This window comes from Streptomyces sp. NPDC047117 (assembly GCF_040643545.1).
GTDB lineage: Bacteria > Actinomycetota > Actinomycetes > Streptomycetales > Streptomycetaceae > Streptomyces.
This window is the reverse complement of sequence record NZ_JBEYUN010000001.1, coordinates 408,516-431,645: the sequence shown is the minus strand read 5'-3', so window position 1 is coordinate 431,645 and position 23,130 is coordinate 408,516. Positions and strand designations below refer to the sequence as shown.

Sequence of the window (23,130 nt, the reverse complement as noted above, 5' to 3'; positions counted from 1 at the left end):
CGGAACGATCCTCGTAAGTGCGCATGCGACAGTGGCCTTCCCCGCAGGCCGGGAAGGCCACGTGAGTGCGCGTTTCGGCGCGCTCGGCGGCAACGTCCAGTGGCTATTCGCTGATGGCGCCTTCCACGACGCATCTGGCGCGGTGACATCCGGCGGAGGGCGCGCGGACCGCGCTCCGGACTTCGGCCGTTGCCGCAGGTTTGGAGATGTGGGGGGTGGTGCCTCGCACTGCGTGCCTCTCGTTCCCGGCCGCGGGTGCGGCCGTACGCGTGGGGGTCCCGGGCCGTATCGCACCCGGGTCGTACTGGAACGGGCATGCGCCTTATGCAACCAGGCGCACACCTGCGCCCGACGGTGCCAGCAAAAGGCCTGCTGGGGGAGGGGGAGCAGCAGAGTGTTACCGCAGCTTTACCTCTGCCGCACCCGCCCCGGGTGCCACTCGCCCTCTTTCGGCCCCCGTCTCACCGTTTCGGCGGAGATTACGGGTAGGCGGCCCTCACTCGGGTGCGTACGGTTTGCCGTTGCTGGCGGAGACACTGATGGAACGCGTGGTGCCGTCGCTGTCGATCTCGATGATGGGAATGGCCTTCCGCTGGGGGCTGCCGTTGTTCTGCAGCGAGATCCAGCCGCTCGCCCCGGGCACCGCATTGGCGCCGTTGATCGTCCTCAGCATCTGCACGACGGCATCGCGCTCGATCGCCTGGTCGGAGTTCTCCAGGTGGACGGATTTCCTGATCGTCGCGACGGCGGTGAGCACCGCGTCGTAGCCCATGATGGCCTGGCCGTCGTCGAGCGTGTCGTCCTTGAACGTCCTGGTGAACCTCCCGCCTTCCTGGAAGGGGACGATGGCGTTCTTGTCGAAGATCTGCGGGGCCTTGTCCCAGGCTCCGGGGTGGGCGAGACCGGTGAAGAGAAGCCTGATGTTGCCGTTTCGCAGCGCCTGCTTGACGTCGTCAAAGCCCTCCGACTGCGCTGCCTGTGACACATCGTCACCCGACAGGACCGTGATTTTCCGGTCGGACTTGCAGCGGCGGTTGGCGAGCGGCGCGAGGAAGTCCGGCAGGTCGCGGCCGCGCCCTGCGAAGTAGACGACACCGGGCGGATCCAGACACAGGTTGGGCATCTGGTTGTTGAAGTAGGTGGCGAGCTGGGACTTGGAGGAGTTGTACTGCATCGGTTCCGGGAAGGCGAGCCGGTCCTTGGGGAGTTCGGCGCCGAACCGTGAGGCGAGCGTCTTGGTGTAGAGGTCGTTCTTGTTGGCGTCCTGGACGATGAGCACCTTGTCCTTGCGGTGTTCCTTGGTGAGGAATTCAACGGCGGCCGCCGCCTCATCGGCGTTCGGCGCGGCCACCCGTACCAGTCCGTCGTTCTTCTCCAGCTCGTCGGCGGTGATGACGGAGCCGAAGGCCGCGATGTCGAGGTCGTTGAGCTTGGAGATCATCGCGTTGGTGCCGGTGAGGCTGGTGCCGAGGCCGGCGGCGGCGACGATCCGGTCGGGGCCCCGGCGTGCCTTGATCCGGTCGAGGGTGTAGTCGCGCTGCGCCTTCTCGGTCCCGGTGTCGCCGAGGAGCAGCCTGATCTGGGGCGTCTGGCCGTGACCGCGCCCGTGATTCACCTCGTACTGTGCGGTGTACGCGCCTTCCACCTCATGGCGGATGGATTCGGTGGTGTTGCTGTCCCCCCGGACCGCTTTCATGCTCAGGAGGTACACGATGCTGACGTAGGGCCTGCCGTTCCGCTTGCTGGCCTCCTCGGTGACCCGCCGGTTCTCCTTCTCGATGAGGTCGTAGACATGGCGCAGGTCCTTGGTGAACGGATAGCTGCCGTCGGTGAGGCCCACACAGCGTGTGCCGCCGGCCGCCTCGATGCGTTTCACGTTCTCGGCGCAGTCGGTGGACTCCGGCTGTACGAGCCAGGTGATGCCACCGCCGACGAGAAGCAGGGCGGCGATGACGGCGGCGACGTACCGCCACCGGGGAATGGGGACATCGTCGTCGGGCCGGTCCAGTGCGTGCGGCGTCGCCATCGTGCTGTCGCCTCCTGTCGGCGGGGAACGCGGTCAGGGCCGCGGTTCGTACCTCTCGGCTTCTCTGAGGAGGCCGGCGGCACTGCTGTGGGGCAGCGCGGTGAGCCTGTGGAACATCGCCGCGATGGTGGAGTTGAGCTCGGGCGTGGAGTTGGCGACCCGGTTGCGGGGGTCGGCGGCCAGCCACAGGGCTGTCACGAGCATGGTGAGCGACCAGTGCTCGTCCAGCGCCGCGGGTGCCAGCCGTCTGGCCAGGTCGCGGACCCGGTCGGAGGGCGTGGGCTCCCGTTCGCCGCGTGGGTGGGGAGGTTCCGGGAGGCGCATGGGCGCCGCGGTGATGGCGTACAGCTCGTACAGCCACTGGTCGGTTCCGGGCAGCGCCCTGAACTGGCGGGCGAGGTGGGCGACGACCGTGTTGAGGTCGTTGAGGGCGAGGGAGTGGTAGAGGGCGTCGAGCCGGTGCTGCTGGGTCTGCGGCTCGCGCTGGTGCCAGTCGCGCAGGGCCGTGTGCGTGGTGGTCCAGCCGGACGGCCCGTCGGGCTCGTGCCGGGCCAGGGCCTGGAGGAGCACCAGCCGCAGCCATGGATGGAGCACGGCCTCCGGCCTGTTCTCCGGCCGTTCCCGGCAGTGCTCCAGGTAGCCACTGCCCTGGCCGCCGCGCGTGTTGGCGTCCTCGGGGACCGGGGGGATCAGCCAGAGCCGCCCGTCGATGTCCCTGCGCAGCGTGTCCTTGGTGAGCTGGTCGTACTCCTCCAGAATGCCGGCGTCGACCGCCGATTCAAATGCGCGCGCGGTGGAGCAGACCACGAGCGCGGACCGCTGTCCCTCGGACAGATCGCGCAGGAGGTACCGGCGCGCGGCCTCGTCCAGCGCCACCGACTCGTCCGGACCCGTGGGCCCCGCGGTGTCCGTCGAGTCCTCCGGCGCGTGCGGGGCCGGTGGGGAGTGTTCCAGGATGCGGCGCAGCTCGGCGGCCCCGCCACCGCGCTCGACCACGATCGCGTACGTGGCGTCGAGCAGGGCCCGCGCGCTCCACGGATGCCCGTAGGACAGGCGGTGGATCAGCGGTGTCGCGTGGACCACAGCGGACGCCGCCTGCTCGGCCAGCGTGGTGACCTCCGGCTCGGTGAGGTCGCGCAACTGCACCGGATACCAATGCCACTTGGTGGTGGAGGCGGGTTGCGGAATGCTCTGCTTCCAGTCGGCGTACGAGGCCTCCTCCGGGGTGCGGATGCGCAGCTCGGCCGGGAAGTCGGGGGCGTAGGGGCCGGGCACACTGCGGGCGTTGGCCGCGGTCGCGACGACGAGCAGCGGATCGTGGCCCCGGCTCGATGACGTGTTGGCCTCACGGATGCGTACCAGGAGGTCGAGGAACTTCCGGCCCTGCGTCGCGTCGATGTTGTCCAGCAGCACGACGCACTCCCTGTCGCGCGGATGCCGGGCATAGTGATCACGGAGATCCTCCAGGAAGGCTCCGCACAGCAGCCGGTCGACCTCCTCGACATCGGCCGAAGCCTCGCTCCTGGCCAGCTCGTTCAGCTTCATCAGCGCGTCGACCGGCCGGTTCGGGCTGTCGGCGTACCAGGTCAGCCCGGTACGCCACATCATGGTGACGGGGAGCCTCGGGAGGCCGAACTGGACGAGTTTCAGCACCAGGTTGAGGCCGGGCAGCTGGAGGACGTTGAGGTCCTGGAGGAGGCTGACGCCCTCGACGACCCCGTTGGCCCTCTCGTACGCCTCCGTGCTCTCCTTCGCCTGGCGCAGTGCCCGCTTGAGTTCGGCTCGCACGCGTCGCGAGTCCGCACTGTCGAGGGTGATTTCGGCACGCGCGACGAGAAGCCCGAGTGCCAGTCGCGGGAAGTGGACCGGCGGCTGGCGGGGGAGTCGGTAGGACAGACCGAGGGCGAGCCGGGCCGCCACTTCGTGCGGCCTCTTGGGCACGGCCGAGGCGAAGTCGTAGAACGCGTTGGGCCGGTTGGACGCCAGATATCCCAGCCATTTGAGGCCGGTGGTCTTGCCGCTGCCGCGTCTGCCGAGCAGTGTGATGACCGGTAACTCCCGGGCACTCTCCTGACGTGTCCGGCACTCCTGGAACAGCCGGATGACATCCTTGATCCCCTGCGGATGTTCTCTCGGTACGGCCAACCCGTCGACCTCCCCCGCCGCGCCTTCTGCAGGCCCTGAGACCCTTTACCCCTCCGCGCTGCTCTCCTACCCCTCGGGCCCCTCCTCGCCGTTCCTCACCGGTTCAGCCCCTGTGCCCGTCGCGTACCGCATCTATGTGTGCATGCCATCGTTGCGCCAAGTCGGGCGCGGTGAGGGGAGGGTGATGTTTTTGTAATCAACTTCGCGGTGCGGGGTGGTGCCGCGTACGACGCGGTCCGCGTCCTACGGAGCGTCGGCGTCGAGCGAGGCGCGAAGGCGTTCGTTGGCCATGCGCCTACGCCGGCCTGCTGTACGCCCGCGACGACGTGCACTGATCAAGCGCTGACGCGGGGGTCCGTGGCAGGCGGCGGGGCCGGGGCCGGTGCGGATGTCACCGGCCCCGGCCCCGCCATGGGCCGTTTTTGCCCTCAGGCGCGGCTGGCCTTGAGCATGTCCTCGCGCTCCACGACCTTGATCCGCTCGCGGCCGGTCGGCTCGCCGAGCGCCCGCTCGTGGGCGTCCAGGTGGTGCCAGCCCTCCCAGGTGGTGTAGCGCACGGAGCGCTCCTCGAGGAGCCGGACGATCGCCTCGGGGTCCGGCGCCTCGGGCTCGGGCAGCCGGCCCGCGGCGTGGTCGGACAGGAACGAGGCCACGGTCTCGTTGGCGTCGCCCTTGGTGTGGCCGATCAGGCCGACCGGGCCGCGCTTGATCCAGCCGGTGACGTAGATCGAGGTGAGCGGGGCGCCGGCGCCGTCGACGACCCGTCCGGCCTCGTGCGGCACGGTGCCGGAGACGGCGTCGAAGGGCAGCTTGGGCAGCTCGTCGGAGAGGTAGCCCACCGCCCGGTAGACGCCCTGCAGGTCCCAGTCCCGGAACTGCCCGGTGCCGCGGACGTTGCCGGTGCCGTCCAGCTCCGTACGCTCGGTCCGCAGCCCCACCACACGGCCGTCCTCGCCGAGGATCTCCACGGGCGACTCGAAGAAGTGCAGGTGGAGGCGGTGCGGCCGGTCTCCGGGGTCGCGGATGGCCCACTTCTCCAGCGTGGAGGCGACCATGTCGGCCTGCTTGTTGTTGCGCCGGGTGGCTATGGACCCGTCGTCGTACTCGATGTCCTCGGGATCGACGATGACCTCGATGTTCGGCGAGTGATCGAGCTCACGCAGCTCCATCGGGCTGAACTTGGCCTGCGCCGGACCGCGCCGGCCGAAGACGTGGACCTCGCGCGCCTGGTTGGCGGCCAGGCCGTCGTAGACGTTCTGCGGGATCTCCGTGGGCAGCAGCTCGTCGGCGGTCTTGGCCAGGACGCGGGCGACGTCGAGGGCGACGTTGCCGACGCCCAGCACGGCGACCTTCTCCGCGTGCAGCGGCCAGGTGCGCGGCACGTCGGGGTGGCCGTCGTACCAGGAGACGAAGTCGGCCGCGCCGTACGAACCCTCCAGCTCGATGCCGGGAATCTTCAGGTCGCGGTCGGCGCTGGCACCGGTGGAGAAGATCACCGCGTCGTAGAAGCGGCGCAGGTCCTCGAGCGTCAGCTCGTCCGGGTAGGAGACATTGCCGAAGAGACGGATCTGCGGCTTGTCGAGGACCTTGTGCAGCGCGGTGACGATGCCCTTGATCCGGGGATGGTCGGGCGCGACACCGTAGCGGATCAGGCCGAAGGGCGCGGGCATCCGCTCGAACAGGTCGATGGACACGCCCGGGTCGAGGGCGGCGTCGGACTTCAGCAGAGCGTCGGCGGCGTAGATGCCGGCAGGGCCGGCGCCTACGACGGCCACCCGGATGGGGCGTGGCATGGAACGGGACTCCTTCATACAGCGGAGGCGGCGAGGCACACAGATACTACTTAGGCAACCCTAACTTACGATGATCCCAAATCCATACACGGGTCCCATTCCTTGAGAAGCAACCCGTCCGGGGGTGCGGTGGTCTTACGGAGCGTCGTACTCGCACCGCCATGCACGCGACGCACGCCACACCCATGGGAAGGGCGCAGTCATGGAGATCGACCCCAGCCTCTGCCTGGATATTCCGGAAGGCTTCGACGACTCGGACGAAGAGAGCCAGGTGCACCCGATGGCCAGGAAACTCTTCCCCGTCGCCACTGCCGCAGAGGCCTTCCGGCAGGCCCATGAGTGGGTGAAGGAGCACCACGTCCACCTGGTCGACGTCTCATGGAAGCACGTCGAAGGCGAGCCCTACCGCTATGAGCTCTGCGTCTACTTCACGTTCGAACTGGAGCCCCCGGAGCTTCCCGACTCTGAGGGCGTCTCGCGAACCTGAAGGTGGGAGCCGGAGCCGTGGGCCTCGAACCCTTCCAGGCCGGCGAAGCCTTCAAAGCCGGCGAACTCGGTACTGCGGGGGAACATGGCCTGCTCGTACGCCGTGAGCGCGGCCTCGATGTCGTCGGGGCACGCGGCGAGAGCCTTGCCGAGTTCGGCGCCGTCGAGCATCGCCAGATTGGCGCCTTCGCCGTTCGGCTCCGAGAGGTGAGCGGCGTCGCCGAGCAGAGTCACCCCCGGCACCCGGTCCCACCGGTGCCCGGTCGGCAGCGCGTAGAGAGGGCGCAGGGCCGGCGCGATGTCGCAGTCCGTGATCAGCGCGGTGAGTTCCGGCGCCCAGCCGCTGAACTCCTGCGCGATCCGGGCCCTGGCCGCCGCGCCATCGGCGAAATCGATGGCGGCGAACCAGTCCTGCGGCTCGTCCAGCCCCACGTAGGCGTGCAGGGTGGCGTCCTTCTCCCGGTGCGCGAAGATCTCCCTGCCCGGCTTGAGCGCGATCATCGACCCGCCGCCGACCGTCTTCGCGGCGACGGGGTGGCGGGCGTCGGCGTCGAACAGGTAGGTGTCGACGACCGACTTGCCGAGGTACTCGGGTGCGGCGGTGGAGAGCAGCGGCCGGACTCGTGACCAGGCGCCGTCCGCACCGACCAGCAGCCCGGTGACGACGGTGCCGCCGTGGGCGAACGTCACCTCGTGGCGGCCGTCGCCGAGAGTGCGGGCGCTGCTGACTTTGTGCCCCCACCGGACGGTGCCGGCCGGGAGCGAGTCGAGCAGGATCTGTCGGAGCTCGCCGCGTTGCACCTCGGGGCGTCCGCCCGTGCCGTCGTCGGTCATCTCGTGCAGAACGGTCCCGTCCGGGTCGAGGACCCGCATCGCCTGGCGGCCCTCCAGGATGATGGCACGGAACTCGTCCATCAAGCCGGCTGCCTCAAGGGCGAGTTGACCGTTGTAGTCGTGGATGTCGAGCATCCCGCCCTGCGAGCGAGCGGCCGGGGAGGGCTCCGCCTCGTACACCGTTGCCGGTATCCCGTGTACGTGCAGGACGCGGGCGAGCGTGAGACCGCCGAGCCCGGCGCCGATGATGGTGACGTCAGTAGACATGGGTGCTTCCTTGGTCGTGGACTGCTGGTGGTGCACCCAAGGTCCCGGCAGCCATCGACAGATCCCCGACAGGTCACCGACCACCGCCGACAACCACCCGACACGGAAACCGACCTCTATGCGTTGGTCGACGGTGCGGGTTCCCGGCGATGCTCCAGCCACGTGCGGCTCAGGTCGGTCCAGATCGCCTGATACCGCTCGAAGATCTCACTGAGCTGATCGAATGTGAGCTCGTCGGCAGCCGTCGACGCCATGAGGTACTCGAGCTCATCGGCAAGCCGCTGGAACCGGTACTGCGCTTCCTCCATCAGGACCCACCGGGAGCGCCAGTTGAAGAACGGCTCGACGGCTCCCAGCAGCGTCACCAGCGCCACGCACGCCAAGGCCAGTCCGGCCCACGTGTTGAGATCCTGCAGGCCCAGGATGACGGTGGACGCGGCGGACAGTACGAGCGTCGCCACCTTGGTGACGGAGGCGCTTCGGCTGAACCGCTTCTTCTTGCCGCGGGCGTAGCCGTTGCCCTGACGAATCTTGTCCAGCAGGAAGGCTGCTGCCTCCCGTGGGCTGGGACCGACACCTGGTCCGCTGTCCGGCTGCACTCCGCCCCCCAAGCTCTGTCGCCGCCTCGACCCACGATAGCCCCCTGCAACGGAAGGTGATCAGTGCAATCAAGGCGGTCGACCGGGCTGGGTCACACGCATGTGTGCTCGCGTGGGGCAGTATGAGCCAGATGCACTCTTCCGCGGAGCCGGAGCGGACGCCCGATGGCCGGTACATCGTGGTGGGCGGCCGGCGATGGCGGGCGACCGTCCCGGAGATTCCCGAGGATGTCGCCGCCGACCTGCGCCGTCACCTCATGGCGGCCCGGCGTGCGGTAGCCGCATCGCGCCGGAACGAGGACCCGGAAGCCGAGGCGCTGGCCCGAAGCCGGGTGCACACGGCAAAGGTGGCGCTCGGCGAACGCGGCACCCCTTGGTGGAAGCAGTCCCACGCCGAGCGGCGCCGACGCTGGGAAGCCGGTGCCGCCGAACTCGATGCCGACCGGTCGGGCGACTGAATGTCATTCCCTTCACCGTCTGGCGCCATGGTGGCACCAAACGGCGCCATCCTGCGCCTTCCTCGGTGATCGGTCGCGCATGGTGTCACCATGGCTGACTCCGAGTTCCAAGCGTTCCCGCAGGTCAGGACGGTTTTTGATGGCGCCCTTCCGTGTTCGGTGCCACTCGGTCTTGCATATGGCGCCACGGTGATGCCATTATGGCGTCATGGACCTCACGCCGTATGTCGACACCCTTCGCCGCGAACTCGCGGTGGCCGCCGAGGCCGGCGGGGAAGAAGCCCGCGAGCTGGCCGAGCGGCTCACCGCTCCTCTGGAGTCGGCGTCCCGTCTGACGATGCTCAATGTGCTCTCCGCCGCGATGGACGAGATCACCCGCGAACTCGCCCCCGGCTCCGTCGACGTACGGCTGCGCGGGCTCGACCCCGACTTCGTGGTGACGCCGCCGCCCGCCGACGGCAGCCCCGCGGAGGCGGCCGCCGAGCCCGTCGAATCGCTCAAGGCGCCGGTGCCCGCGGACGGCGACGAGGGCGGCACCGCCCGCGTCAATCTGCGCCTGCCGGCCCACCTCAAGACGCGCGCCGAGGAGGCCGCGAGCCGCGAGGGCCTGTCGGTCAACGCCTGGCTGGTGCGTGCGGTGTCGGCCGCGGTCGACGGCGGCAAGCGACCGCGTACGACGCAGAAGACCCACACCATCGGACAGAGCATCACGGGCTGGGTGCGCTAGCCGTACGCCCGAGCCTGCACCACTCCACCACTTCACCCACCACGTCCCACCAGCGGGGACGGCCCAAGGACTCATGAGGACGGTACAGCCATGCCTTCTTTCGACACTCCCGAACCGATTTCGGCCACCGCCCACGTCGAGGCCGGTTCCATCCGGTTTACCGCCGGCGACCGCCCCGACACCGTCGTGGAGGTGCGGCCTCGCGATGCCAAGCGGGACCAGGACGTACGGGCGGCGGACCAGACCGAGGTCACGTACGCGAGCGGCGTACTGACCGTCAAAACGCCCAAGCAACGCTCTCTCTTCGGCCGTACCGGCACCGTCGACGTGGCTGTCGAGCTGCCCACGGGCTCGCGCGTCGAGATGACCGGCGCTTGGGCCCAGGTGCTCGGCGAGGGCCGGCTCGGCGAGGTCCACGTGAAGACCTCGTCCGGTGACGTCCGCCTCGACACGACCGGGCCGCTCCGGCTGACCGCCTCGCACGGCTCGATCACCGTCGACCGGATCGAGGGCGCGGCCGAGATCACCACCAGCTCCGGCAGCCTGCGCGTCGGCACCGTCGACGGCTCCGCCGTCCTGAAGAACTCGCACGGCACCACGGCCGTCGGCGCCGCGACCGGTCATCTGCGGGTGAGTGGCGCGCACGGTGACATCGACATCGCGCGGGCCGAGTCCTCGGTCGTCGCCACCACCGCCCACGGCACCGTGCGCGTCGGCGACGTCGCCCGCGGCACCGTGCAGCTGGAGACGTCCTACGGCGCCATCGAGGTCGGCATCCGTGAGGGCACCGCCGCCTGGCTCGACGTCAGCTCCGGCTCCGGGCAGGTGCGCAACACCCTCGCCGCCGCGGAATCCCCCGAGAAGAGCGAGGACACCGTCGAGGTCCGCGCCCGCACCCGCCACGGCAACATCGACGTGCTGCGCGCCCGGGGCTGAGCACCCGTACCGGCCCGCGCCCACCCCCGCGCTCACCCCTCGCTGAGTCCCAGTCGCAGTCACGCAGTCCCAGCCTCAGTCGCTTCGGCCTTCGAATGGGAGGGCTCCATGCCTTCTTCTGTCATGCCCACATCAAACAAGGACCGCGCTCCGCGGTCCCCGGCGACCGCCGCCGTTTCCGCCACCGGCCTGCGCAAGTCGTACGGCGACAAGACCGTGCTCGACGGCATCGATCTGTACATCCCGGCAGGCTCCGTCTTCGCGCTGCTCGGCCCGAACGGCGCCGGCAAGACCACCACCGTGCAGATCCTGTCCACGCTCATCGCCGCCGACAGCGGCCGGGCCCAGGTCGCCGGGCACGACGTCGCGGCCTCGCCCGCCGGGGTACGCGCCGCGATCGGCGTCACCGGTCAGTTCGCCGCGCTCGACGACATGCTCACCGCCGAGGAGAACCTGCTCCTCATGGCCGACCTGCTGCGGCTCGGCAAGCGCGAGGGAAGGAAGCGCGCGAAGGAACTGCTGGAGCGGTTCGGCATCGCGGACGTCGCGGGCAACCGGGCCGCGACCTTCTCCGGCGGTATGCGGCGTCGGCTCGACATCGCCATGACGCTGGTCGGCGATCCGCAGGTGATCTTCCTGGACGAGCCGACGACCGGACTCGACCCGCGCAGCCGCCGCACCATGTGGGAGACCGTACGCTCGCTGGTCGCGAGCGGTGTCACCGTCTTCCTCACCACCCAATACCTCGAAGAGGCCGACCAGTTGGCGGACCGGATCGCCGTGCTCGACGGCGGCCGGATCGTCGCCGAGGGCACCGCCGACGAGCTCAAGGCACAGATCCCCGGCAGCCACGTACGCCTGCGGTTCAACGAGACGGACGAGTACGAGCGGGCGGCCGCCGCCTTCCCCGGCGCGGCCCGAGACGACGAGGAACTCGCCCTGCGCATCGCGGGCGACGGCGGCCTCGCCGCCCTGCGCACCCTCTTCGACCGGCTCGACACCGCCGGCGTGCGCGCCGCGGACTTCTCCGTGCACACCCCCGACCTCGACGACGTGTTCCTCGCCCTGACCGGCGACGGCAGCACCGGCGCCGCTCTTCACGCCAAGGAGACCCTGCGATGAGCACCCTCACCTACGCCGTGCACGACTCGATGACGATGCTGCGGCGCAATATCAAGCACGCGCTCCGCTATCCGGCCGTATCGCTGGGCCCGGCCATGATGCCCATCCTGATGCTGCTGCTCTTCGTGTACGCCTTCGGTGACTCGATCGGCGCCGGGCTCCCCGGCAATGGCGGCCGGTCGGCGTACCTGGAGTACCTGACGCCCGGCGTCATCATCATGGGCGTGGCCGCGGGGGCCATGTCGACCTCGATCGCGGTCTGTCAGGACATGACCGAGGGCATCATCAACCGGTTCCGCACCATGAACATCACGCGCTCGTCGTTCATGACGGGCCATGTCGTCGGCAGCGTCCTCACCACGCTGGTGGGCCTGGTCCTGGTCGTTGCCGTGGCCGTCGCGCTCGGCTTCCGCCCGGACGCGACCCCGGTCGAGTGGCTGGCGGCGGCCGGTCTGATCGGGGCCATCGCGTTCGCCGTGGCCTGGCTGTCGGCGGCGCTCGGCCTGATCTCCAAGACGGTCGAATCCGCGAGCAACAAGCCGCTCCTCATCCAGTTCCTGCCGTTCCTCGGCTCCGCCTTCGTGCCGGCCGGTTCGATGGCCCCGGGCCTGCGCTGGTTCGCCGAGAACCAGCCCTTCACGCCGATGACCGAGACCCTGCGCGGCCTGCTGACCGGGTCGGCGGTCGGCAACGACGGCTGGATCTCGCTCGCCTGGTGCGCCGGCATCGCCGTGGTCGGCTACGTCTGGTCGCGCTCCCTCTTCAACAGCACCACCAAGCGTTAGCACCACCAAGCGTGGAAGCCCCACCTTCCATCGGCGCACCGGAGGAGCTACGGGCCTTGCCCGGCACTCGATATCGGACCATTCGCGTCATCGGCCCCGCTCGCGTCATCGGCCCCGCCTCCCGGAGAACGGGAGCGGGGCCGATCGCTGTCCGCGCAGTGGGTCAGCGCAGGTCGCGGGAGACGAGCACGCCGCACACCCGAGCACGTGGACCGAATTGCGGCCGGTGGCCACGATGTGGTTGGCCACCCAGCCGGTGGGATGCTGGGTGGGGGTGGGCACCTCACGGACCGTCCAGTCGTGGCCGTTCCAGTGGTACAGCAGGGGTACGGACACCACGCCGGTGACGGCCTCGGCGCTGACCCATACGTCGTCCGGTACGTCGTCCGGGCCGGTGCCGGTGGCTGCTGCCCGCTGATTCTTAACCGTCGGGAATCGCCCGACCGCTATCAAGGTCACGGGAGTCGTCAGCGAAGTCGTCGTCCGCGCTGGTGAAGGCCCTCGGCAGGTGGCGCAGGGCGAAGGCGCCGAGTGCGGCATGGAGTACGGCTGCGATGACGGCAGCGGCATGCAGACCGGTGACGAAGGCCGACTTCGCATCGCCGATCACCGCGGCCGTGAGGCCAGGGGCCTGCAATGTCTCGTTGAGGGTGCCCGCGACGTCGGGCCCTTGGAGCCGGAATATCAGAGCTGCCAGCGAGCCGAGAAGTGCGATACCGAGGGCGTTGCCGATCTCGTTGCTGGTCTCGGCGATCGCTGCGGCTGACCCGGCTCGCTCCGCGGGGACCGCGGCGACGGCCGTGTCGGCGACGACGCTGAACGAGATGCCGTAACCGATGCCGGCGATGACGGTGGACGCCACGTACCAGCCGATGCCGCTCGCGACGCCGGTGGCCAGCAGCAGGAGCAGACCTGCGGCAATGAAGAAGTGGGAGGTGATGAGCGCTGCCCGGGTGCCGATACGCGCCACCAGCCCCGGTGTCACGATGCAGGTGATGGTCAGCACGGCGGCGCCGGGCAGTGCGACGAGAGCCGCGTCCAGGACGGTCAGCCCGAGGACGGACTGGAGGTAGATGCCGCCGAGGTACGCCACTGCCGACCATGCGGCCAGCGGCAGCAGTCCGGTAATGGCCGCGATCGTGAATACGCGGTCGCGGAAGAGTCGGAAGTCGATCAGCGGGTGTTCGAGGCGGAGCTGCCGCCGGACGAACCACCACAGCATGACGATGCCGACGATGCATGTGGCCATCGGGAGCGCCCTCAGTCCCTCCGTGGCGGCGTGCTTGATCGCGTGGACGGTCAGCAGGATGCCCGCGGCGGAGAGCACAACGCTGAGGACATCGATGCGGCCTGCCCGGGTGGCACGCACCTCGCGGAGCAGGACCGGGGCCAGCAGCAGGAACAGTGCCACGACGGGGAGATTGATGAGGAAGACCGATCCCCACCAGAAGCTGTTCAGCAGCTGTCCACCGATGACGGGGCCGATCGCGAACCCGGCGGCAAAGGTGGCTGCGAAGATGCCGATCGCCGTCGAGCGTTGGCGCGGGTCGGTGAACAGTTCACTGAGTACCGCCAGCGCCGACGGCAGCAGCGTGGCGCCCGCCACGCCCATCAACGCCCGGAAGGCGATCAGCGCTTCCGGCCCGGGTGCGAACGCCGCTCCCGCCGAGGCCGCGCCGAACACCGCCGCCCCGGTCATCAGCAGCTTCAGCCGGCCGTACCGGTCGCCGATGTTCCCGAACGCGACGAGCAGCGAGCCGACGGCGAACCCGTAGACGTCCAGGATCCACAACGCCTGGTCGGCTGTCGGCGACAGCGCCTCGGAGACCTTCGGCATTGCCAGGAACAGCACCGAACCGTCCATCGCCACCAGCAGGACCGGGCCGAGTACCACCAGCAGCCCGAGCCACGCCCGCAGACCCGGTGAGTGCGATGCCGGTGAGTGCGAAACCGGTGAGTGTGACAACGGCGAGTGAGGTGAGTGGGAAGCACGCTTTGCCTTCATGCCCTCGACGGTGCGGCACCGTCCGCGCCGCCAACCATCCCCGTGGCGTGGGTACACCTCTCAGGGGCACCCGGAATCCGGCCGTGGCGCCTACGCTCGCGGTTATGGAGCTGGAGAGCCTCGGGGCCTACCTCAAGAACCGTCGCGACCGGGTCACCCCTGCCGACGTCGGACTGCGCACGTACGGAACGGCTCGCCGCGTACCGGGTCTGCGTCGCGAGGAGCTCGCGCAGCTCGCCGGCGTGAGTGCCGGCTACTACACGCGGCTGGAGCAGGGCCAGGCCGGTACCGCCTCCCAACAGGTCCTCGACGCGCTCGCCGGCGTGCTCCAGCTCGATGCGGTGGAGACAACCCATCTGCACAACCTCGCGCGCCGGACCACCACGTCACGCCTGGTCCGCCCCGCCCGGAAAAGCCGCACCGGCGAGTACTGGCGCTTCTGGCGTCCCTGGGGGAGGCCACGCCGGCCGTCGTGCTCGGCCGGCGCGGGGACGTGCTGGCCTGGAACCGCACCGGGCATGCACTCGTCGCGGAACACGCCGGCTTCGACGCGCCCCAGGATCCCGCGCGACGCCCGTCCATCCCTCGGATGTTCTTCCTCGACCCCCTCACCCGCGACCTGTACAGCAACTGGGATGAACTGGCCCGAACCCATGTCGCGTACCTGCGACTCACCGCGGGCAGGCACCCCACCGACGCCCGGCTGGCCGAACTGATCGGCGAACTCGCCATGCGTAGCACCGACTTCGCCAAGCTGTGGGCAAAGGGGGATGTCGCGGACTGCACTGTAGGCACCATGCGTCTGCAGCACCCGACCGTCGGCGGGGTCGACATCGACTACCAGGTGTGGCTCCAGCCCGAAAGCCCCGATCACCGGCTGGAGGTCTACACCCCCAACGACACCACCTCGGCCGACGCGCTACGACTGCTGGCCGGCCAAGTCGCCGATCAACACAGGCCCGAGGCAGCGCCCGATGCCGAGACCGCCGCCTCCGACGTCGCCCCCGACCGGTCCTGAAGCGATCAGTTGGGTGTCTTGAGCTGCCGGTCCGTCCACTCGGCCTTGACGGTCGCGTTGTAGTTCACCGGAGTGCCCGCCGTGAGCCCCGCCTCGACGGCCTTCGCGGACGGCTTCGTCAGCATCTCCTGGTCGGACAGCAGGGCGCCCGTAGCCGGATTCACGATCAGCTCCGACCGTACGGAACCGTAGCCGGGCCGGTCGGTCGCGGGCAGGGCGAACCCGGCCCCCTTGCGGCCCAGCGGGTCGGTCACGCGGCCTCTCGGGGGCCGAGCCCGTGCCAGGCGACCAGCGTCAGCAATTCGCGGTCGTCGGTGGACAGCCGGACCAGGGCCTGCAGCGCAGCAGCGCGCTCGGTCACATCGGCGGCCACGTCGCCGACCTGTGCGCCCGAGGCGATGATGCGCTGCGCCTCCTCGGCGGCCAGGGCGTACTGCCTGCTGTCCCGGCGCCAGAGCTCCCGGGTCAGATTGCGGGCCACCCCCAGCAGCCAGGGCAGCGGGGGTATCGGGATGTCCCGCATTCGCCGCCATGCGACGGTGAAGGTCTCGCTGGTGATGTCCTCACCGACCTGCCGGTCCACCAGGCTGGTGGCGTAGGCGAGCACCCGTGGGTGGCACTCCTCGTACAGGTCACGGAAGCGTTGGGCGTCGGTCACGCACCGTCTCCTCATCTTGGCTCTCTCACCAGGAAGTGGTCGGGAGCCGTGACTTCTTACACGGGAGGAGAGTGTTTTTCGGGCGGGCCGGTACCTGATCGGGAGGCCCTCAGCGAAGGCAGCACTCACCGTCCGCAGTGCGGGCGTCGCCTGACCGGTCTCCAGCAATCGCTCGGCCTCCAGGACGGGAGGTTTCCTTCCGAGGCCGAAGGGCGGACAGGACGGCAAAGAACGCGAGGAGTACGAGAAGCGCTGCGGCCACCGCGGTCGCCACGGTGAAGCCGGTATCGAAGGCATGCCGGGCACTGTTGAGCAGGGCCTCGCCGGTACTTCCGCCCACCCGTTCGGCGACTTCCGCCGCGCCGCCCAGGGATTGCCGGGCGGTCTCCACCTGGTGCTCGGTGGCTTGCGGTACGGGTGCGAAGGAGGATTGGTAGGCCAAGGACAGCGCCGTGCCGAGGAAGGCCAGTCCCAGTCCTGTGCCGAGAGAGAAGGAGGTCTCCTGCACGGCGCCGGCTGCCCCGGCGCGTTCTGTCGGGGCGGCGCCCAGGATCGCGTCGGAGGCGAGCGTCATCACGGCCCCGGCCCCCAGCCCCGCGGCGATGAACGCGGCGTAGTTGTCCGCCGGGCCGAAGACACTGAGCCCCCCGAAGGCCAGGGCGGTCAACAGCAGACCGCCGGACAGGCCCCATTGGCGGCCGAAGGTTGCGCTGAAGCGGGGCGCCAGTGCCGCCCCGATCGCATTGGAGACGGCCAGCGGTACCAGGGACAGCCCCGTACGCAGCGGCGAGTAGTCGTCCACCAATTGGAGGCGCTGGGTGAGGAGGAACAGCAGGGCGGTGAATGCGCCGAAGCACCCCAGAATGCTGAGGGCGGCGAAGGCGAACGTGCGGTCGGCGAAGAGGGAGATGTCCAGCAGCGGAGAGTCGATCCGCCGCTGCCTGTGCACGAAGGCCATCAGCAGCCCCAGTCCCGCGACCCCCAGCAGCCATGTCAGTGGCTGGGTACGGGAGCCCTCACTGAGCTGCTGCAAGGCGTAAACCGTCAGCGCGAGGCCGAGGGCGGAGAGCGCGGCACCGCCGGCGTCCCACCGTGACGGCCGCGGGTTCTTCGACTCCGGTACCAGGAAAGTCGCCCCCATGAGCGCCAGGGCCACGAACGGCAGGTTGATCAGAAAGACCGATCCCCACCAGAAGTGCTCCATCAGCAGGCCGCCGAGGAGCGGTCCCACGGAAACGCCGATGCTGCTGGCAGCGGTCCACAGGCCCACCGCGAGCGTCCGCTCTCGCGCATCGTCGAAGGTCGCCCTGAGGATGGCCGGCGTACTGGCCATGATCATCGCGCCGCCGACGCCCAGCGCGGCCCTCGCAATGATCAATTGCAGTGGTGAGACGGACAGCGCCGCGCCGGCGGAGGCCAGCCCGAACACCGCATATCCCGACATCAGAAGGCGCTTCCGCCCGTAGCGGTCGCCGAGCGTCCCGCAGGTGATGAGCCCCGCGGCGACGGTGAGGGCATAGCCGTCGACGATCCACAGGAGCTCGGCCCCGTTCGGCAGGAGCTGCCTGCTGATCGTCGGGACCGCTACGTGCAGCACCGTCAGGTCCATCCCCACCATCAGCAGGCTGGCGCAGAGCACCGCCAGTGTGGCCCACCGATGAGGAGCATCGCGTTTGGTTTCCGTGTGCATCAATGCACTGTGCTCGGTCGGCAGGAGAAGGCACAAGTACGGTCTTTCGTGTGCCTCGGTTCCTCCGAGTATTCAAAGTTTCACTCGGGATACCCGCTTATGGTGCTGATATGAGGCGAGTGCGGGAACAGGTGGACGAGATGGCCGACTACTGCAACACCGAGGTGATGCTCGCGGTGGTCGGCGGCAAATGGAAGCTGCTCATCCTCAAGTACCTGCTGCTGGGCACCCACCGCTTCGGTGAGCTCAAGCAGGCCATGCCCACGGTGACGCAGCGGATGCTCACCCGGCAGCTGCGCGAGCTGGAGGACGACGGACTGGTGCGGCGAACGGTCTATCCGGAAGTGCCTCCCAAGGTCGAGTACTCCCTCACCGCGGTCGGACGGAGCCTCGAAGAGATCATCGAGCGGCTCGACGGCTGGGGCAGCTGGTACCGCGAACACCGCCGCAAACTGGCCGAACAGACCAACTGCACCAACGACACCAACGACGACCACCCGCCCGCCCCAGCGGAGTGACGCACCTGGCACCGCCACCCCCTGTCCCATCGTGGTCCGCGCCGCGCCAATGAGGACTCAGGAGCGGCGCCCGAGAGGCTCCCGCGTGCCGCCCAGCGGGACGATGCCGACGCTCCGGCCGCCGCGGTCCAGGAGGTGCCCCATGTGCTTGACCGTTCGCAGGACCACCGAGCGGTCATCGACGGTCAGGCGTGGGAGCTGACGCGTGAGGTGGGTTTCGAAGGTGTGGACGTCGGTGAGCGCGCGCAGCCAGACGTCGACGAGGCGCGCCGCCACGGCGGCAAGCCCGTCGCCGCACACGCCCAGGGACCGCCGGGATCCTCAACGCCGTACGCGGCGGTGTCACCAGCATCGAGCACGGCTACGGCATCAACGACCAGGCGATCGACATGGCGGGCGAGCGCGGGATGTTCGTCGTCCCCACGCTGTCCACCGTGTATGCCGGCATCAACAAGGAGACGATGGCGGACTACCACTACCAGAAGAAGGTCCGCTGGTCGGGCATCACCAAGGAGAACATCGCCCGCGCCATCGAGCGGGGCTCCCGGATCGCCCTGGGCACGGACGCCGCCGTCGGCCCCCACGGGGTGAACCTGATGGAACTGTCCTACCTGGTCGACCTGGGCATGGCTCCCATGGACGCCATCATCGCCGGCACCCGTACCTCCGCCGAGCTCCTCGGTGTGGCCGACCGGCTGGGCACGCTGACCGTGGGACGCATCGCCGACCTCATCGTGTGCCAGGGCGATCCGCTCACCGACATCGGGGTGCTCGGCGATCCCACGAACGTCGTGCTGGTCGTCCAGAACGGCGCCGTCCGCAAGGGACTGCTGCCCGAGGAGGCGTACGCGGAGGCCCGGTGCCCTCACCCCGATGAACCTGTACCTCTTCCTGGCTCTCGCGCTACTGCAGCAGTACGAGCCGGAGGCCCGCCTGGGCACCCTCATCTCCCGCCTGGCAGTCTTCGTCGTTCCGTTCCTGGCGGTATGGCCGGCCGTCCTCGCCCTCTTCTACGGTTTCGACCTCCCACTCGGGCCGGGGGCCGACATCCGGCTGGGGTGAGGTGTGCGGTGTGCGGTGTGCGGTGTCCCTTCGGCCTCGGCAGTTCACCACTGAGCGATCAGCGCCGACGCGCCCCCGGTGAGCAGGCCCACGATCAGGATCAATGGGCTGCCCTTGAGGGCGACGTGGAGATGGAAGCGCATGTCGCGGTACTCCGGCATGCCTTCGGTACCGGGGAGGGCCAGCAGGCGGGGGCGCAGGCCGGCGAAGACGATCCAGTCGAGTACGACCAGGTCCCAGACCGTGAGTGTGGCGAAGATGAGGGCCGCGCAGAGTGCCGCGGACAGGAAATCCAGGCCGCCTTCCAGTGCGGCGTGCAGTTTGATCATCGCCGTGATCACGAGCGGGATCCCGCCCAGGGCCCAGACGAACACGCCGAAGAGCAGAGCCACTTGGCGGCCGCGTCTGCTCTGTGGCTTGCCGTACTGATGCTGGATCGCCGGGGGGTAGTCGTTCAGTAGGAAGTCTCTGCTGAGGGCTGCCCCGCCGAACAGCCCGATGGTGAACACCACGCTGAGTGCCAGGCCGAAGACGACTCCGTACCCGACGACCGTGGACCACTGCACGCCTGCCTCCCACGCCGACCACGCCGGCCGTTCCGGCCACTCGACCACTCCGACGGGTCGCGGCATCTTTGTGAGGCTTACCTAACTTGTGTCAGTCGCCGAAGTCAACGGCGCATGAGTTCTCCCGCTTCACCCGTTGCGGTGATCCGCGGTGTCGCTTCGTTTGCTGCCGCTTCCGGCCACTGTTGGTGCTTGTTCACGTCACTGAGGTGTCTGGGTGTGCCTGGGCTGGAGTGTCAGGCGGAAAAGCATCTACCTCACGTGAACTTTATGGGCTCATGTGCATACGCTCTGCCACGTGAAGGCTGGGTCGGAGCTCCGAGGCAGCCGCCCGGTCTCATGGCCCACGGCGGCCTTGTTGGTGATGCTCGCTGCGCTGGTCCACGTCCTGGCGTGCGCCCACGGGATCGATCAGGGCGGGTGGGGGCGGGCTGTTGGCGCGCCGGCCGCTGTGACGTCCGCCGAGGTGTTCTGGGGCCCGGGGGATGACGTCGCCTACTGCGGATCCGTTTCCCGCGCGGGCGAGCCGGCCGAGGACGATCCTCATCTCCACTGCTGCGGCAACGACGAGCCGACGGTCCAAGCACCGCGTGACGCGTTGCTCCCGGCCGGAGTCGGCCACGGTGTCGTGGCGAACGCGGCCCTTGAAGCACCGGCTGATTCCTGGTCCGGACCCTGTCCGAAACCTGCGTCCGGACCGCCTGCTACCGGCCATTCCCGCGCCCAGTTGAGCGTGTGGAGAACGTGAGCTGCTGAGCCGTCCGGAGGCACGGGTGACTCACCCGTGCGTCTTGCTGCGGCTGCAGAACAGCATCGATCTCCATCAACCACGAACGGTCGGTCGGCGCCGCTGCGCGCGCCGCCGACCGCGGGAGAAGCACGTGATGAATCAGCACGCCACTCTTGCGGCATCCGTCGCGCCGGCTCAGCTGCTGGCGGATGCGAAGCGCCCGATGCACACGCCCGCCGGGCTCGTGGGCGACACCCCCGTCCTGTGGATCGGGGAGCCCTTCACCGCCGCCGGCAGCGGCTTCTGGGCGAAGCTCGAAGGCCACAACCCCGGTGGCATCAAGGACCGCGCCGCGCTGCACATGGTGCGGCAGGCACGCGAGCGCGGGCAGTTGCTGCCCGGCGCGCGCATCGTGGAGTCCACCTCCGGCACGCTCGGACTCGGGCTCGCCCTGGCCGCAGTCACCTACGGGCATCCGGTGACCGTTGTCAGCGACCCGGAGATGGAGCCGCTGATGACAGGGCTGCTCACGGCATATGGAGCCGAGGTGGAGCTGGTCGACCGGCCGCACCCGGTCGGCGGCTGGCAGCAGGCCCGGCGGCAGCGGGTAGCGGAACTGCTCGCGGACGAGCCGGACGCATGGTGCCCGAACCAGTACCACAACCCCGACAACGTCACGGCGTACCGGCCTCTCGCGCATGAACTCGTCGCGCAACTGGGGCGGATCGACGCCCTGGTCGTCAGCGTCGGCACCGGGGGACACTCCGCAGGCATCGGCTCCGTACTGCGTCACTACTTCCCAGGGCTGCGGGTGGTGGGGGTCGACACCACCGGATCGACGATCTTCGGCCAGCCTGCCGGGCAGCGGTTGATGCGCGGGCTGGGGAGCAGCATCTATCCGGGCAACGTCGACTACGGCCTGTTCGACGAGGTCCACTGGGTGGCGGCCGAAGAAGCGGTGTGGGCGGCCCGCGCTCTGGCCCGCGGCCGATACGCGACCGGCGGCTGGAGTGTTGGAGCCGTCGCGCTGACGGCCCGGTGGCTTGCCGAGCAGATGCCGGCCGAATCGCGGATCGTGGCGGTCTTCCCCGACGGCCCGCAGCGGTACGTGGGGACGGTCTTCGACGATGCGTACTGCGCACGCCGCGGTCTCCTCGGCCGAAAGCCCGCCGATGAACCCGACACGATCAGTCATCATCGCGAGAAGACCGTCACTCGTTGGACGAGGTGTACGACCGTACTCGACCCGCTGGGCGCCGAGCGCCGACCCGCCTCGGCCGAGGTGGTCGCGTGAAGGCGCTGTGGCGACAGACCCGGTCTTTCCCACCTGCCGTACGGCTGTTGATGGCCAATCAGTTCGCCATCAACCTGGCGTTCTACATGCTCATGCCCTACCTCGCCGCGCACCTCTCCGGTGACCTGGCGCTGGCCGCCTGGGCGGTCGGCCTCGTACTGGGCGTACGCAATCTCTCCCAGCAAGGGATGTTCCTGGTCGGCGGCACGCTCGCGGACCGGTTCGGCTACAAGGCGCCGATCATCGCCGGATGCGTGCTGCGGACGGCGGGCTTCGGTCTGCTCGGGTGGGTCGACAACCTGCCCGCCCTGGTCGTCGCCTCCGCCGCCACCGGTTTCGCCGGCGCCCTGTTCAACCCCGCCGTACGGGCCTACGTGGCCGCCGAGGCGGGAGACCGGCGGGTGGACGCGTTTGCCACCTTCAACGTCTACTACCAGGCCGGCATGTTCCTCGGCCCGCTCGTCGGACTGGCCCTGCTGGTCGCCGACTTCCGGCTGGTGTGCACGACGGCAGCGGTCATCTTCGCCGTCCTCAGCGTGCTGCAGTGGCGCGCCCTTCCGGCCCGTCGCGGTGGCACCGCAGCCGACGGAGCGCCCGCCGGGGTGCTCGCCCAATGGCGGACCGTCGCGGCCAACCGCCCCTTCCTGCTGTTCTCACTCGCCATGATCGGCTCGTACGTACTGACCTTCCAGGTCTACCTCGCCCTCCCGCTGGCCGCCGACGCGGCACTGGGCGATGGGGGAACCGCGGCCACCAGCGGCCTGTTCGTCGTCTCGGCGGCCGTCGCGGTCGTCGGGCAGTTGCGGCTCACCGGCTGGGCGAAGCGCCGGTGGAATCCGGGACAGGCACTGGCGAGGGGCCTGGCCATGATGGGTGCGGCATTCCTCCCGCTGGCCACGGCCCCGCCCGGCGACAGGTGGCTGACGCTGACCGCTCTGGTGGTCGCGGTGGTTCTCCTGGCGGCAGGCAGCGCGGTGGTCTACCCGTTCGAGATGGACACCGTGGTGTCCCTCTCCGGCGGCCGTCTCGTGGCCACGCACTACGGCCTCTACAACACCGTCTCGGGGCTGGGCATCACACTGGGAAACCTCGCGACGGGCGCGCTCTGGGACTTCGCTCAGCGCCATCACATGATGTGGCTGACCTGGCTGGCCCTCACGGTAACGGGGCTGGCGTGCGCGGCAGCCGTGGCCGGGCTCACCCGTAGGGGACGCCTGACGGCGGCCGAGAAGGACCTGGTCACGGCGTGACGTTGCGAGAGCCGCAGCGCCTGCGTTGACGCATAGGGGCGCCCGGGTCGTTGTGGAGCGGCCGGGCGCCCTCACACGTGCCCCTGGGCGGGGGGCTCCGCATTCGGCCCAGGAAGAGCTCACTGGTAAAGGTGCAGGTCAGAGGCTCTTTAACGAGGATG

General features: G+C 69.4%; 21 protein-coding genes and 3 pseudogenes. 12 read left to right on the top strand and 12 right to left on the bottom strand.

Features of this window, described 5'->3' with window-relative positions; all coding sequences use genetic code 11:
- Nucleotides 1-496: 496 nt before the first annotated feature.
- From ABZ840_RS02040 to ABZ840_RS02030, 3 genes are all read right to left on the bottom strand, one after another.
- Entirely contained in the window at nt 497-2,026 is a 1,530-nt protein-coding gene (locus ABZ840_RS02040; protein ID WP_361551715.1) for an ABC transporter substrate-binding protein, read from the bottom strand.
- A 33-nt stretch (nt 2,027-2,059) separates the two neighbouring features.
- On the bottom strand, nt 2,060-4,171 hold the full coding sequence (locus ABZ840_RS02035; RefSeq protein WP_361551712.1) for a hypothetical protein: 2,112 nt from the start codon (nt 4,169-4,171) through the stop codon (nt 2,060-2,062).
- A 428-nt stretch (nt 4,172-4,599) separates the two neighbouring features.
- Nucleotides 4,600-5,964: an FAD-dependent oxidoreductase gene (locus tag ABZ840_RS02030; RefSeq protein WP_361551709.1), complete on the bottom strand. Its 1,365-nt coding sequence runs from the start codon at nt 5,962-5,964 to the stop codon at nt 4,600-4,602.
- 202 nt (nt 5,965-6,166) lie between these two features.
- Here ABZ840_RS02030 and ABZ840_RS02025 point away from each other — a divergent pair, with 202 nt between their 5' ends.
- Nucleotides 6,167-6,451, top strand: coding sequence for a hypothetical protein (locus ABZ840_RS02025; RefSeq protein WP_361551706.1), 285 nt, complete (start codon nt 6,167-6,169; stop codon nt 6,449-6,451).
- Here the strand turns inward: ABZ840_RS02025 and ABZ840_RS02020 are convergent.
- Both ABZ840_RS02020 and ABZ840_RS02015 read right to left on the bottom strand, forming a co-directional pair.
- Nucleotides 6,388-7,551, bottom strand: coding sequence for an NAD(P)/FAD-dependent oxidoreductase (locus ABZ840_RS02020; RefSeq protein ID WP_361551703.1), 1,164 nt, complete (start codon nt 7,549-7,551; stop codon nt 6,388-6,390). The two genes, ABZ840_RS02025 and ABZ840_RS02020, sit on opposite strands and share 64 nt — an antisense overlap.
- Nucleotides 7,552-7,667: 116 nt before the next feature.
- Nucleotides 7,668-8,150 carry a DUF4231 domain-containing protein gene (locus tag ABZ840_RS02015; RefSeq protein ID WP_361551700.1) on the bottom strand — a complete coding sequence of 161 codons (483 nt, stop codon included), beginning with the start codon at nt 8,148-8,150 and terminating at the stop codon, nt 7,668-7,670.
- 131 nt (nt 8,151-8,281) lie between these two features.
- On the opposite strand from ABZ840_RS02015, the gene ABZ840_RS02010 reads away from it, so the two are divergent.
- From ABZ840_RS02010 to ABZ840_RS01990, 5 genes are all read left to right on the top strand, one after another.
- On the top strand, nt 8,282-8,608 hold the full coding sequence (locus tag ABZ840_RS02010; protein WP_361551697.1) for a hypothetical protein: 327 nt from the start codon (nt 8,282-8,284) through the stop codon (nt 8,606-8,608).
- A 208-nt stretch (nt 8,609-8,816) separates the two neighbouring features.
- A complete protein-coding gene (locus ABZ840_RS02005) occupies nt 8,817-9,335 on the top strand; it encodes a hypothetical protein (protein WP_361551694.1) in 519 nt (172 codons plus the stop codon).
- A 90-nt stretch (nt 9,336-9,425) separates the two neighbouring features.
- Nucleotides 9,426-10,271 (top strand): DUF4097 family beta strand repeat-containing protein, encoded by an 846-nt coding sequence (locus ABZ840_RS02000; protein ID WP_361551690.1) that lies wholly within the window; start codon nt 9,426-9,428, stop codon nt 10,269-10,271.
- Nucleotides 10,272-10,379: 108 nt separating this feature from the next.
- On the top strand, nt 10,380-11,393 hold the full coding sequence (locus ABZ840_RS01995) for an ATP-binding cassette domain-containing protein (RefSeq protein WP_361551687.1): 1,014 nt from the start codon (nt 10,380-10,382) through the stop codon (nt 11,391-11,393).
- Nucleotides 11,390-12,178: an ABC transporter permease gene (locus tag ABZ840_RS01990; protein WP_361551684.1), complete on the top strand. Its 789-nt coding sequence runs from the start codon at nt 11,390-11,392 to the stop codon at nt 12,176-12,178. The genes ABZ840_RS01995 and ABZ840_RS01990 overlap by 4 nt, the downstream gene beginning before the upstream one ends.
- Before the next feature lie 105 nt (nt 12,179-12,283).
- On the opposite strand, the gene ABZ840_RS01985 is transcribed toward ABZ840_RS01990, so the two are convergent.
- Entirely contained in the window at nt 12,284-12,637 is a 354-nt protein-coding gene (locus ABZ840_RS01985; protein WP_361551681.1) for a hypothetical protein, read from the bottom strand.
- A complete protein-coding gene (locus ABZ840_RS01980) occupies nt 12,600-14,072 on the bottom strand; it encodes an MFS transporter (protein ID WP_361551678.1) in 1,473 nt (490 codons plus the stop codon). The genes ABZ840_RS01985 and ABZ840_RS01980 overlap by 38 nt, the downstream gene beginning before the upstream one ends.
- 215 nt (nt 14,073-14,287) lie before the next feature.
- Here ABZ840_RS01980 and ABZ840_RS01975 point away from each other — a divergent pair.
- Nucleotides 14,288-15,201, top strand: a pseudogene (locus ABZ840_RS01975) (helix-turn-helix transcriptional regulator).
- 5 nt (nt 15,202-15,206) lie between these two features.
- On the opposite strand, the gene ABZ840_RS01970 reads toward ABZ840_RS01975, so the two are convergent.
- The 3 genes from ABZ840_RS01970 to ABZ840_RS01960 all read right to left on the bottom strand — a co-directional run bounded on the left by ABZ840_RS01970 (nt 15,207) and on the right by ABZ840_RS01960 (nt 17,549).
- A complete protein-coding gene (locus ABZ840_RS01970; protein ID WP_361551675.1) occupies nt 15,207-15,455 on the bottom strand; it encodes a hypothetical protein in 249 nt (82 codons plus the stop codon).
- Entirely contained in the window at nt 15,452-15,859 is a 408-nt protein-coding gene (locus ABZ840_RS01965; protein ID WP_361551672.1) for an RNA polymerase sigma factor, read from the bottom strand. The genes ABZ840_RS01970 and ABZ840_RS01965 overlap by 4 nt, the downstream gene beginning before the upstream one ends.
- Before the next feature lie 109 nt (nt 15,860-15,968).
- Nucleotides 15,969-17,549, bottom strand: a complete 1,581-nt coding sequence (locus tag ABZ840_RS01960) for an MFS transporter (RefSeq protein WP_361551669.1) — start codon at nt 17,547-17,549, stop codon at nt 15,969-15,971.
- A gap of 110 nt (nt 17,550-17,659) precedes the next feature.
- Here ABZ840_RS01960 and ABZ840_RS01955 point away from each other — a divergent pair, with 110 nt between their 5' ends.
- Nucleotides 17,660-18,067, top strand: coding sequence for a winged helix-turn-helix transcriptional regulator (locus ABZ840_RS01955; RefSeq protein ID WP_361551666.1), 408 nt, complete (start codon nt 17,660-17,662; stop codon nt 18,065-18,067).
- A 57-nt stretch (nt 18,068-18,124) separates the two neighbouring features.
- On the opposite strand, the gene ABZ840_RS01950 is transcribed toward ABZ840_RS01955, so the two are convergent.
- Nucleotides 18,125-18,343: a hypothetical protein gene (locus ABZ840_RS01950; RefSeq protein WP_361552434.1), complete on the bottom strand. Its 219-nt coding sequence runs from the start codon at nt 18,341-18,343 to the stop codon at nt 18,125-18,127.
- Here ABZ840_RS01950 and ABZ840_RS01945 point away from each other — a divergent pair.
- Together ABZ840_RS01945 and ABZ840_RS01940 are read left to right on the top strand one after the other, a co-directional pair.
- A pseudogene (locus ABZ840_RS01945) lies at nt 18,323-18,903 on the top strand (amidohydrolase family protein); the annotation flags it as partial. The gene ABZ840_RS01950 and the pseudogene ABZ840_RS01945 overlap by 21 nt on opposite strands.
- Before the next feature lie 28 nt (nt 18,904-18,931).
- A pseudogene (locus ABZ840_RS01940) lies at nt 18,932-19,129 on the top strand (AbgT family transporter); the annotation flags it as partial.
- A 44-nt stretch (nt 19,130-19,173) separates the two neighbouring features.
- On the opposite strand, the gene ABZ840_RS01935 reads toward ABZ840_RS01940, so the two are convergent.
- Nucleotides 19,174-19,761, bottom strand: coding sequence for a hypothetical protein (locus tag ABZ840_RS01935; protein ID WP_361552431.1), 588 nt, complete (start codon nt 19,759-19,761; stop codon nt 19,174-19,176).
- A gap of 818 nt (nt 19,762-20,579) precedes the next feature.
- Here ABZ840_RS01935 and ABZ840_RS01930 point away from each other — a divergent pair.
- Both ABZ840_RS01930 and ABZ840_RS01925 read left to right on the top strand, forming a co-directional pair.
- Nucleotides 20,580-21,719 (top strand): PLP-dependent cysteine synthase family protein, encoded by a 1,140-nt coding sequence (locus ABZ840_RS01930; protein WP_361551663.1) that lies wholly within the window; start codon nt 20,580-20,582, stop codon nt 21,717-21,719.
- Nucleotides 21,716-22,969, top strand: a complete 1,254-nt coding sequence (locus ABZ840_RS01925) for an MFS transporter (RefSeq protein ID WP_361551660.1) — start codon at nt 21,716-21,718, stop codon at nt 22,967-22,969. The genes ABZ840_RS01930 and ABZ840_RS01925 overlap by 4 nt, the downstream gene beginning before the upstream one ends.
- Nucleotides 22,970-23,130 lie beyond the last annotated feature (161 nt).

Excerpts from the sequence above, each read along its gene's own strand:
- ABZ840_RS02040 (WP_361551715.1), bottom strand. The coding sequence starts at position 2,026 with ATGGCGACGCCGCACGCACTGGACCGGCCCGACGACGATGTCCCCATT.
- ABZ840_RS02030 (WP_361551709.1), bottom strand. The coding sequence starts at position 5,964 with ATGCCACGCCCCATCCGGGTGGCCGTCGTAGGCGCCGGCCCTGCCGGC.
- ABZ840_RS02025 (WP_361551706.1), top strand. The coding sequence starts at position 6,167 with ATGGAGATCGACCCCAGCCTCTGCCTGGATATTCCGGAAGGCTTCGAC.
- ABZ840_RS02020 (WP_361551703.1), bottom strand. The coding sequence starts at position 7,551 with ATGTCTACTGACGTCACCATCATCGGCGCCGGGCTCGGCGGTCTCACG.
- ABZ840_RS02010 (WP_361551697.1), top strand. The coding sequence starts at position 8,282 with ATGCACTCTTCCGCGGAGCCGGAGCGGACGCCCGATGGCCGGTACATC.
- ABZ840_RS02005 (WP_361551694.1), top strand. The coding sequence starts at position 8,817 with ATGGACCTCACGCCGTATGTCGACACCCTTCGCCGCGAACTCGCGGTG.
- ABZ840_RS02000 (WP_361551690.1), top strand. The coding sequence starts at position 9,426 with ATGCCTTCTTTCGACACTCCCGAACCGATTTCGGCCACCGCCCACGTC.
- ABZ840_RS01995 (WP_361551687.1), top strand. The coding sequence starts at position 10,380 with ATGCCTTCTTCTGTCATGCCCACATCAAACAAGGACCGCGCTCCGCGG.
- ABZ840_RS01990 (WP_361551684.1), top strand. The coding sequence starts at position 11,390 with ATGAGCACCCTCACCTACGCCGTGCACGACTCGATGACGATGCTGCGG.
- ABZ840_RS01960 (WP_361551669.1), bottom strand. The coding sequence starts at position 17,549 with ATGCACACGGAAACCAAACGCGATGCTCCTCATCGGTGGGCCACACTG.
- ABZ840_RS01955 (WP_361551666.1), top strand. The coding sequence starts at position 17,660 with ATGAGGCGAGTGCGGGAACAGGTGGACGAGATGGCCGACTACTGCAAC.
- ABZ840_RS01935 (WP_361552431.1), bottom strand. The coding sequence starts at position 19,761 with ATGCCGCGACCCGTCGGAGTGGTCGAGTGGCCGGAACGGCCGGCGTGG.
- ABZ840_RS01930 (WP_361551663.1), top strand. The coding sequence starts at position 20,580 with ATGAATCAGCACGCCACTCTTGCGGCATCCGTCGCGCCGGCTCAGCTG.